The organism is Aquaspirillum sp. (genome assembly GCF_055136605.1).
The window spans coordinates 1-8276 of sequence record NZ_JBSQVP010000083.1 but is presented as its reverse complement, the minus strand read 5'-3'; the positions used below and the strand labels follow the sequence as shown (position 1 = coordinate 8276).

General features: G+C 47.9%; 6 protein-coding genes. All 6 read left to right on the top strand.

Translation table 11 applies throughout. From position 1 onward, the window contains the following. Nucleotides 1-279 precede the first annotated feature (279 nt). Entirely contained in the window at nt 280-1257 is a 978-nt protein-coding gene (gene cas1f, locus ACTBZS_RS11155) for a type I-F CRISPR-associated endonuclease Cas1f (RefSeq protein WP_460430994.1), read from the top strand. Beyond that, nucleotides 1254-4547 carry a type I-F CRISPR-associated helicase Cas3f gene (gene cas3f, locus ACTBZS_RS11150; protein ID WP_463044178.1) on the top strand — a complete coding sequence of 1098 codons (3294 nt, stop codon included), beginning with the start codon at nt 1254-1256 and terminating at the stop codon, nt 4545-4547. Before cas1f ends, cas3f begins: the two co-directional genes overlap by 4 nt. Before the next feature lie 30 nt (nt 4548-4577). Continuing rightward, nucleotides 4578-5903 (top strand): type I-F CRISPR-associated protein Csy1, encoded by a 1326-nt coding sequence (gene csy1 / locus ACTBZS_RS11145; protein ID WP_463044177.1) that lies wholly within the window; start codon nt 4578-4580, stop codon nt 5901-5903. Then, the gene (csy2, locus tag ACTBZS_RS11140) at nt 5896-6867 is read left to right on the top strand and encodes a type I-F CRISPR-associated protein Csy2 (RefSeq protein ID WP_463044176.1); all 972 of its coding nucleotides are present in this window, start codon (nt 5896-5898) and stop codon (nt 6865-6867) included. Before csy1 ends, csy2 begins: the two co-directional genes overlap by 8 nt. Nucleotides 6868-6879: 12 nt before the next feature. After that, entirely contained in the window at nt 6880-7923 is a 1044-nt protein-coding gene (gene csy3, locus ACTBZS_RS11135; protein WP_463044175.1) for a type I-F CRISPR-associated protein Csy3, read from the top strand. Between the two features lie 6 nt (nt 7924-7929). Further along, the coding region (cas6f, locus tag ACTBZS_RS11130) for a type I-F CRISPR-associated endoribonuclease Cas6/Csy4 (protein WP_463044174.1) at nt 7930-8276 on the top strand (347 nt) is incomplete at its 3' end.

The following is an 8276-nucleotide window of genomic DNA, read 5'->3' as shown; positions in this document are numbered from 1 at the left end:
AGTCATTACCGGTGTGTGTGTCAGCTGTGCCATGATGTGTTGCTCCTGCCAGTGTTCAAACAGATCGACCCAATTCTTTAACGCAGTGGGCGCAAGTTGGAGGCGGTCGGCAGCATATTGGTGTTAAGAATGAAGATGAGGCAAAAATTGTAACCTAATGATCTGAGTCATAGAATTTTTTCTCATTCATCAAAAACAAATAGATATTTTATTTTTTTACAGTTGCCAAATAGAATTTTTTCTACAAAAATCAAGTTTTAAATTGATGAAATTGTAGACATGAAAGCCTTCACCCCCTCCGAACTGAAAACGATTTTGCATTCCAAAAGAGCCAATCTGTATTACCTAGAATATTGCCGTGTCTTGGTGAACGGCGGGCGTGTGGAATATGTCACCGATGAAGGTAAGCAATCATTGTACTGGAATATTCCAATTGCCAATACCACGTGTATTTTACTCGGTACAGGTACATCCATTACACGAGATGCGATGCGCGAACTGGCTAAAGCAGGGGTATTAGTTGGATTTTGTGGGGGCGGCGGTACGCCGCTTTACAGCGCCAATGAAATAGATGTCGACATTGTTTGGTTTTCACCACAAAGCGAGTATCGGCCAACAGAGTATTTGCAATCGTGGGTGAAGTTTTGGTTTGACGACAATTTGCGTTTGAAAGCTGCAAAAGTCTTTCAGGAAAAGCGTTTACAACAAGTCGCACACCTTTGGCAAAACAACCGGCGGTTATCCGAAGCAGGTTTTCATGTGCCTTCTGACGTGTTACTTGCTGCTTTACGCAATGCCAGTGAGCGAAATCAAATGGCCGTCGATCACACAGCCTTGCTGACTGAAGAGGCACGTCTAAGCAAAAAACTATTTCAGTTAGCAGCCAATGCCACTGAATATGGTGATTTCACTCGCAGCAAAGGCGGCAACGGGCACGACCCTGCAAATCGGTTTTTAGATCACGGCAATTATCTCGCCTATGGGCTTGCTGCCACAGCAACTTGGGTACTGGGTTTACCTCACGGGTTGGCTGTGTTGCATGGAAAAACACGTCGTGGTGCATTGGTTTTTGATGTAGCTGATCTAATCAAGGACGCGATTGTATTACCACAAGCTTTTATCTCTGCAACACGCGGTGATGACGAGCAAACTTTCCGCCAAGCTTGCCTACAAGCCTTTGCACAACACGAAGCGTTAGATTTCATGATTGATACATTAAAAGATGTGGCTTTGACGATAGGATCTCTTGCCAAATGAATATTGTTCTGGTGTCTCAGTGCAGCAAAAACGCGCTAACAGAAACACGTCGTATTCTTGACCAATTTGCCGAACGACACGGTGACCGCACGTGGAAAACGATTATCACCCAAGCAGGGCTCAATACCCTATACGGACTATTACGACGTAGCGCCCGTAAAAATATGGCTGTCGCTTGTCATTGGAACCGAGGTCACAATCACAGTGAATTATTGTGGATTGTCGGAGATGCGCGCCAATTCAATGCACAAGGCGCCACGCCCACCAACACGACCCGTCGTGATGTGCTGCGACAAGCAGATGAGAATGACTGGCATGGCTTAGAAGACATCCGGCTCATCGCACAAATGGCAGCACTCTTTCACGATTTTGGCAAAGCCAATGATGCCTTCCAGAAAAAATTAAGCTCTGGTAAGCCCCAAGCGGATGCCTTTCGTCATGAATGGGTGTCGCTGCGCTTGTTTGAAGCCTTTGTGCGAAGCTGTGGCAAAGACGATATCGCTTGGCTAACAGCCTTACAGGATAGAGAAGGACTAACCGAATGGCCACCAGTCGAGTTCAAACAAGATGATCTCAAAACTTTCACCGCGCCCTTAAAAGGTCTGCCACCTTTAGCCCAGATGATTGGTTGGTTAATTGTCAGTCACCATCGCTTGCCTGAACCAGACATGAGAAATGGGGAGGACATTAACCGTGAGGGGTTGCTACAGCGATTGCCAGAGCTGATTTCTGCCAATTGGTGTGGCGCTCGTCCAGATAGCAAAGAATCCGAGAAAAAAGCCTGTTGGACATTTAAAAAAAATCTACCGTGGAATAGTCAACATTGGCGACAACACGCCTCTCGTCTCGCAAAAAATATTGTATTACAACGTCAACATCTATTAAAAACGGAACTCGCTCAACAGTGGGTAAAAAGCCCTTATGCGCTACACATCGCACGCATGGGATTGATGTTGGGAGACCATTTTTACTCCAGCCAAATCAGTCAACCGCGTTATGGCGATCCTGTGAAAGGGAAAGAAAAACCGCTTTATGCCAACACACGCAATACACCCGAAGGGCGGGTATTAAATCAACGACTCGATGAGCATTTGATTGGCGTAGAGGTCAACACAGGACGGATTTTGCGCACTTTGCCGCTGTTAGATGGACAACTACCGCGCATTGCACGCCACAAAGGTTTTCGTGAACGGAGCAAAGGGGCATTTCGTTGGCAAAACCAAGCATTTGATTTGGCAGAAGCATGGGCAGAACGCAGCGAAAAACACGGATTTTTTGGGGTGAATATGGCCTCGACTGGCTGCGGAAAAACCTTGGCAAATGGTCGTATTGCCTATGGTTTAGCCCATGCACAAAAAGGCGCACGTTTTACGGTGGCAATGGGGCTGCGCACTCTCACCCGCCAGACAGGTGCGGCCTATGGCAAACGCTTAGGATTGAATGAGACCGATTTGGCTGTTTTAGTCGGTGGTTCGGCGCAGCAAGCGCTAATTGAGGCATTGGCAAGCCGCGATGCCTTTGGCAATGAATCTTCGGTCGATTTGTTACCAGAACACAATTATGTGCACTACGAAGGCTGTTTGGTCGATGGGCCTCTCAAAACATGGTTAGGCAAAAATAGCCAAGCCCTACGCTTATTGGATGCGCCTGTGTTGACTTGCACCATTGACCATTTGATGCCAGCAACAGAAAGCACGCGAGGGGGACATCAAATTGCCCCGATGTTGCGACTGATGACATCAGATTTGGTATTGGACGAGGTTGATGATTTTTCCCAAGAAGATTTGCCAGCCATTGCTCGTTTAGTACATTGGGCAGGGCTACTTGGAAGCCGAGTCTTGTTGTCTTCAGCCACTTTGCCGCCAGCGTTAGTACACGGTTTATTTTTGGCGTATCAACAAGGACGGCAGGCATTTCAAGCACACCGAGGACACGGGCAATCTTCAGCAGTCGTGTGTGCATGGTTTGATGAGTATGGTAGTGAGGCTGATTTCTATGATGAAGGAGAGACTTTTCTCGCCCGCCACACACAATTTGTGTCACGTCGAGTCGCCAAACTCCAAGCCATCGAGCCACGGCGGCGAGCCAAAGTTGTCCCATTTGAGCCAGACCTTACTGCCGCCCCGACCCCACCGCAAAAAGAATCCGTCTGTTACGAGCAATGGGCAACCAGTTGCCTTGATTATGCTTTACAGCTCCATCAACAACATCACACAACACAACCCAGCACAGGGAAAAAGGTCAGCTTTGGTTTGATTAGAATGGCTAACATCGATCCACTGTGTCGTGTTGCTCAATGGCTGTTCACTCATGGAGCGCCTGATGGTGTCCACGTTCATCTTTGTGTTTACCACTCGCGCCATCCCTTATTAGTTCGCACAGCACTTGAACACACCTTGGATCAGGTATTACAGCGCCATCATCCCGAAGCGGTATTTGAACATCCAAGCATCCAACAAGCACTGACGACCTCCTCAGTACAAGATCATCTATTTATTGTCTTGGCCACCGCCGTGGCAGAAGTTGGACGTGACCATGATTATGATTGGGCGATTGTTGAGCCTTCGTCATTGCGTTCGATCATCCAATTGGCTGGACGGGTGAAGCGGCATCGAACAGAACGCTGCCCCGATGCCTCACCGAATGTCTGGTTGATGTCTCACAACTTAAAAGCAGCGCAAGGTCAGCGCCTCGCTTTTGTTCGGCCCGGTTTTGAAAATGCCAGTTTTCCAATGGCGTCTCACGATTTAGACCACGTGCTTGTGCCAGAGCAATGGCAACCACTCACTGCCGCACCACGGATTGCAGAACGAGACACGCTCGATCCGCAACATAATTTGGCCGACCTTGAGCACGCAACCTTGAAAGATTTAATGCTAAATCAGGCAGCTGGCGGTGCTCAAAAGCAAATACCTGTGACCTACTGGTGGAAAACACTGGCTCATCAGAGTGGTTTCTTACAGCGAAAAACCCCTTTTCGGCACGACCCTGAAGGCCGAGCCGCACACACGCTACAGCCCAATGCCAATGGTGGCCTTGATTTGGTGCGTTTGGAGAAAGAAGGGCAATTTACCTTACAAAACAGTCGTTGGATGCCACTTTCTCTCACCTTAGGAAAAAACATATCAAATTGGGCCACCCCTGATTATGAAAGCGCCTTGGAAACGCTATCTGAAGACAAAAACCTACCGATTGAACATTGTGCTAACCGTTATGGGTTATTTGATTTACCACAAAGAGAGAACGTTACTTGGCTTTATCATGGTCATTTAGGATTTTTTAGAAAATAGAGCATTTTTTAGGAATAATTAGGAGGGTTGATGAGCAAAATACTGTCTGAAGATGCCTCACCGATCACAGCTTTTGCTATTCGAACGGTGATTTCGTCTTTCTTAATCGAAAGATTGCAAGGGAAGTTAGACAAACTCAAAGCGGAAGACATCGAGGCGAGAGATAACTCGATCGCTAAATTTAGGCCTGCTGTTTGGATTGCCGATGCCGCGAAACGGGTAGAGCAAATTCAACAAGTTACCCACGCCTTAAAGTTCAATCATCCTGATGCTAAAGGATCCAATCTAAGCAGCACTGGTCACAAAACAGCCTTACACCATGAATTTGGTAGCCATAGTCTAAACAATCGGCTGGAACCGGACGTTGTCGGTAATGCAGCAGCTTTGGACGTTTACAAATTTCTACGTTTAAAAGTCGCCGAGCAAACGGTCTTAGATTTATGCCTCACTGAACATCCAGCGTTAATAGAGGTATTTTGTGAATACGCCGGCGGAGAAACACAAGAAGCAGAAAACTGGCGTGCAGCATTTGCTACTTTACCAGAGCCAAAAGGCGAATTGGCCAGCCACAAGCTAAGCAAGCAAATCTATTGGCCCTTATCCGATGGTACTTACCATCTGTTGCTACCCCTGTTTCCAACCTCTTTGGCCCATCATGTTTGGAATACGATGCGCCGAGACCGTTTTTCTGACGAGGCCAAGGCCGCCCGCGAGGCCCGCAGAATGAAAAAACATCACGATCACGGTTATCGGGATTATCCGAACCTAGCAACGCAGCATTTTGGCGGCACGAAACCACAGAACATCAGCCAATTAAACAGTGAGCGGCACGGCGAAAATTGGCTCTTGGCCTCGTGTCCACCAACTTGGCAAAGCCAACATACCATTCAAGCCCCCTTGCAACAACGCAGCATCTTTTCGCTATTTGGCCGCCGAAAAAATGTCAGATTCACACTCAATGCCCTGAAAAACCTGTTGGGAAACGCAGGGGATTACAACAATGTCGCCATTCGTAAGGCCCGCGCCACACTGATTGATGACATTTGTGATGAATTGTTGCAATACACCGCAGAATTACAAGCCTTGCCCGCCGGCTGGAGCAAAAACAGTATGTTGGATGAGGCAGAGCAATATTGGCTTGATCCTGAGCGTGGGCATGAAGATGAGGACTTTGCCAATCACCGCCGCCAAGGGCAATGGTTGGATGAAATCACGCAAAATTTTGCGAATTGGTTAAACAGTGCCTTAGACAAAAATCACAAACAGCTGCACTTTGGCGATGCCGAAGCGCAGGCATGGCAAACCGTGTTGGAAGATCGCCTACAAATCATCCGTTGGAGTTTGAACCATGCGTAACCCTCAATTGGACACCGCTGGTTTGTTGGTGTTACCCCATTTGCAGATCCAAAACGCCAATGCCATTTCTGGCCCTTTCTCTTGGGGGTTTCCTCCGCCATCAGCGTTTTTAGGCTTTGCCCATGCGCTCGAGCGCAAGCTATTGGCAGCTGGCGTGTTAGAAAAAGGGTTTGCTGGGGTCGGTGTGGTATGCCATCGCTTTGAACCACAAGTCACCCGTCTAGCCAGCAAATATCAATATGTCTTTCATCTCAACCGAAACCCTGTCAATAAGGATGGGACACCGGCCACAATCGTGGAGGAAGGGCGGGTTCATTTAGACATCAGCCTCGTTATCGCAGTCAAAGATGAATTGTTTGGTGATACAGAAACAACACCGTTAATTCAAGCCGTTCATACAGAAGTGAATGCGATGCGTTTTGCGGGGGGCAGTATCTTGCCGTGGGGAGAGCAACAACGGGCTTATTGGAAAACCGTACCACAACAACAAACCGAACAAGACGCCTTTTTCAAAAAGCAGCGTTATAGCCTTTTGCCCGGCTTCGCTTTGGTACACCGTCCGGATAAATTACTCAAACATCTCAATACCCTCCCCCCAAACACAACGGTGTTAGATGCCCTGTTGGATTTGACACAACTGAACATAGCCCCGTTTACCCACAACGCCACTGACCCCGAGTCTGTCGAATGGCGGGTGCACAAACCTGCAACCGGTTGGTTGGTACCGCTGCCAATTGGTTATGCAGGATTATCACCACTCCATGCCGTTGGAGAAGTAGCGAATACTCGCGATGCGGAAACCCCCACCCGCTTTGTCGAGTGTTTGTATTCCTTAGGGGAATGGATTGCCCCTCACCGTTTAACGTCTTTTTCACAGATGCTTTGGCGCTATCAAGCAGAACCTGACACAGGGTTATACCGTTGTGTCAATTTCTATACCGACTCAAACACATTTTCTGCATAAGGAATTTTTCACATGGCAAAGAACGATGCTTTAAAAACCGCCTCTGTTTTGGCTTTTGAACGTAAATTAGATGCCTCGGATGCTTTATTCAAAGCAGGGCAATGGAGCAACATGGCACAAGGCAATCTGTGGCCCGATGTGGTTGTCCACGAAAAATCTGTGCGCGGCACCATTTCGAATCGTCTTTCGACAAAAGATCAAGACCCTGCCAAACTCGATGCACAAATCCAAAACCCAAATTTACAAACTGTTGATGTAGCCAGCTTGCCAAATGATGCAGATACCCTACGGGTGCGTTTTACCTTGCGCGTGTTGGCCGGTGCAGGCGAACCTTCGGCCTGCAACAATCTTGATTATCAGCATAAGTTACAAGCAACGGTGAAAAGCTATGTCGAGACGCAGGGGTTTGGCGAATTGGCGCGGCGCTATGCAATTAACTTGGCTAATGGCCGTTTTCTGTGGCGCAATCGCATTGGGGCAGAGCAAATTGTGGTCGACATTACCCGCCGTGCCGAGGGTGAAATTCAACAGCAATGGCGTTTTGATGCCCTCGATTTTTCTTTGCGCAATTTCGATGTCCCAGCAGATCAGGCAACGGAATTAGACACACTGGCCAACGTGATTGAACAAGGCTTATCAGGCAAAGCCCATGTTCTGTTAGACGTGGTGGCTTTTGTGCGGGTGGGTGATGGGCAAGAGGTCTACCCTTCGCAAGAATTGATTTTGGACAAGGGCAAAGGGGATAAAAGCAAGACGCTGTATGTTGTTAATGGCGTTGCAGGGATGCACAGCCAAAAAATCAGTAACGCGCTGCGCACCATCGATACTTGGTATCCACAAGATGATGACAGCGATATCAACCCTAGCCCGATTGCTGTTGAGCCCTATGGTTCAGTTACATCACAAGGCAAGGCCTATCGTCAACCTAAACAAAAAGCCGATTTTTATTATTTGCTTGATAGTTGGGTGTTGAAAGACCAAGCGCCTTCAGTTGAAAACCAGCATTACGTCATGGCCACCTTGATTCGCGGTGGCGTATTTGGTGACAAGGACTAAACCCGCATGAATCACTATCTTGATATTCGAATTTTGCCCGATCCTGAGTTTTCTCAGCCCATTTTGTTGAAAGCTTTATTTGGAAAATTGCATCGGGGATTGGTCACACAGGGAGAGGGCAAAATTGGCTTAAGCTTTCCCGAACACACTGCAACCCGTTTGGGTAGCTGGTTGCGTTTACATGCTTCTGAAGAAAAATTGTTGGCGTTCATGGCCAGTGATTGGCTAACAGGCATGCGCGACCATTGTCAGTTGGGTAACATTTTAGCTGTTCCTGCTGGTGTTCAATATCGGGTGGTTAGACGGGTGCAATCGAAAAGCAACCCCGAACGGTTACGCCGGCGAGCACATCA